Annotated in this window: 1 protein-coding gene; it reads right to left on the reverse strand. The window is 70.4% G+C overall.

Annotated elements, in window-relative coordinates; translation table 11 throughout:
• Positions 1-3,195: condensation domain-containing protein (locus tag ACFWP7_RS42460; protein ID WP_384393971.1), on the reverse strand; the 3,195-nt coding region annotated here is incomplete at both ends.

Raw genomic sequence — 3,195 nt, forward strand, 5'->3', positions numbered from 1 at the left:
GCTCGACCTGATCCAGCACATCAATCTCACTCACCCGCACCTGCGGATCAGCCGCGAACTGCTCCAGCACCCGCACCAGACGACCGGACAAGGCCCGGACGGTGTCCGCGTCGAACACATCCAGTTGGTGATCGATCCGCAGCTTCAACTCGCCGATCGGGTTCACGCCCAGGGCCAGAGGGAAGTTGGTCGACTCGCGGACCACTGTCTCCGTGAGCGTCAAGGGCTCGGGCGGGCCGCTCGCGCCCGCACGGTAGTTCTCGAACGCCATCAGGGTGTCGAAGGTCGCTCCGGGACCGGCCAGCCGCTGGATCTCGGTGAGCCCCAGATGCTGGTGATCGAGCAACGCCGACTGCTGGGCCTGGAGCTCGGCCAGCATCGCACCGACCGTCTGCGCCGGGTCGAACCGGACCCGCACCGGGATGGTGTTGATGAACAGCCCGAGCATGTTCTCCATGCCCGCGATTTCCGAGGGCCGCCCCGCGACGGTCGCGCCGAACACCACATCACGGCGCCCCGCCAACTGACCGACCACCAGCGCCCAGGCTGCCTGGACGACCGTGTTCAAGGTCAGGCCGTGCCTGCGCGCGAGGTTCCGGAGCGCCCCGGCGAGTTCGTCGCCCGGCTCGGTGATCACTGTGCCGGTCGGGGACGGCACTGACTTCTGTCCCATCGGTGCGACCAGCGTCGGCTCGTCCACGCCCGCGAGCGCCCCCAACCACGCTTCCCGCGCGGCATGCCTGTCCTGACGGCTCAACCACGACAGGTGCTCCCGGTACGGAGTGACGGGCGCGAGACCGCCGACGTCGCCGCCTTCCGCGTACGCGGCCCATAGTTCTCGTACGAGGACCGGCAGCGACCAGCCGTCCATGACTATGTGATGCAACGTGATCACCATGCGGTGCCGGTCCTCGCCCAGTTTGAGCAGGAGGACCCGTATGAGGGGCGGCTCCTCCAGGTCGAACCGGCGGGCCCGCTCCTCGTTCTCCAGCCGTTCCGCCTCGGCCTGCGCGGCATCCCGATCGAGCCCCGACAGGTCTTCCTCCCGCCATGGCAGGACCGCCCGCCGCGCGATCACCTGCACGGGCTGCTCCATGCCCGGGAGCCGGTGGAAACCCGCCCGCAGGACGGCGTGCCGGCCGAGCATCGCATCCCAGGACGCCCGCAAGGCCCGTACGTGCAGCGCCCCGTTCAGGCCGAGGATCATCTGCTCCACGTATACGTCCCGCGTCTGCTCGTCGTACAGCGCGTGGAAGAGCAGGCCTTCTTGGAGCGGTGTCAGCGGCAACACCTCGACGAACCCTGGGACATTCGCCGCCAGCTCCTCGATCTGCGTCTGGCCGAGGGCGACCAACGGGAAGTCCGAAGGCGTGCGGCCACCGCTGCCGGGGCGGGAGGAGTGCGCGGCCAGGCCGCTCAGCATCGCCGCCCAGCCGTCGATCAGCGCCTGCGCGGCCGACTCATCGAGCAGCTGCTCCGGCCAGGCCAAGGTCAGCGTGAGCCGGGGCCCATCGGCCAGGTCGTGGACCACACCCTCGGCTTCGAGAGGGTGCATCACCGGGGCGCGGCCGTCGGTTCCCTCGCCCAGCCCGTCCACTCCGGCCAGCTGCCAGTCGCTCCCGCGGCCCGCGAAGCGTCCCAGGTAGTTGAAGCCGATCTGTGCGGACGGCAGGGCCGCGAGTTCGGGCGCGGCGGTGGGGTTGAGGTAGCGGAGCATGCCGTACCCCAGACCGTCGCCCGGCACCGCCCGTAGCTGTTCCTTGATGCGTTTCACCGCGCGGCCCGCGGCCGGACCCCCCGCCCGCACATCGGTGCAGTCGGCAGCCCCCGTGTCGAGCCGAACCGGATGAATGCCGGTGAACCAGCCGACGGTGCGCGACAGATCGAGGCCGTCGGCCAGCGGCCCCCGACCATGACTCTCCACATCCACCAGGAATCCGCCGGTCATGTCCTGCCCGGTGCGCCATTCGGCGATCGCCGAGGCCAGGCCGGTCAGCAACACGTCGTCGATCCCGGCATGGAACGCCGCCGGAACGGTGGTCAGCAGCTCCGCGGTGATCCTGGCCGGGACGCTCACGGAGACCCGCCGCACCGCGGCGCCCGCATCTCTGCCCCGGTTCGCACGACGATCGGTCAGCAGCGGGTCGGGACCCCGCAGCAGCCGGAGCCACTCAGGCAACTCCGCCAGCCGTTCCTCACTCCCGGCCTGTACGGACAACTCCCGCGCCCAGTGCCGGAAGGACGTGGGCACCGGCTCCGGCGCGGCCTCCCGCCCCTCGGCAACCGCCTCATAGGCCTCCGCCAGGTCGGGCAGCAGGACCCGCCAGGACACCCCGTCGACCACCAAGTGATCGACGACCAGCAGAAGCCGTCCCGGAGTGTCCGGACCGAGGTCGAACCACACCACCTGAACCATCACACCGGCCAGCGGATCCAACCTGCCCACAGCCGCCCGCGCATGCTCCTCGACCAGCTGCGTCAGATCCCCAGCGGACGCGTCAACCCGCCGCACCCACGACCCGACCCCGACCGAGCCCGACTCCGGCACGACCAACCGCCACTCCTCACCGGCCTCCTCCAGCCGCGCCCGCAACACATCGTGGTGATCCACCAACGCCCGCACGGCTTCAGTCAGCGTCCCGAAGTCCAGGCCGGCCGGGGCGAGCACCAGAGCCGACTGAAACACCGCGGACAAGCCCTCCGGGGCGACCCGTTCGAGTAGTTCCCGCATCACCGGGGTCAGCGGCACCTCGCCCGTCGCCACAGCCATTTCGGGCGACGCGTCTTCGGTCAGTGGGACGGCCACCGCCGCTAGGTTCGCCGGCGTCCGGTGATCGAACACTTCACGGGTGGTGATCACCAGGCCCGCCTTCCGGGCACCCGACACCACCATCATCGACAGGATCGAGTCACCACCGAGCTCGAAGAACGAGTCCTCGACCCCCACCCCCTCCAGCCCCAGCGCGTCCGCGAACAACCCGCACAACACCACTTCGGCCGGCGTCTCCGCATCCCGGCCACCACCCACCGCAACATCAGGCGCGGGCAGCGCGGCCCGGTCCAGCTTGCCGTTCACCGTCAACGGCAGCGCGTCCAGGACCACGAAGGCCGTCGGCACCATGTACTCCGGCAGCCGGGCGCCCGCGAACTCCCGCAGCACCGCCGGCTCGAAGCCCTCCCCACCCGGGACGACAT

The sequence above is a fragment of the Streptomyces sp. NPDC058470 genome (assembly GCF_042721055.1).
Lineage (GTDB): Bacteria > Actinomycetota > Actinomycetes > Streptomycetales > Streptomycetaceae > Streptomyces.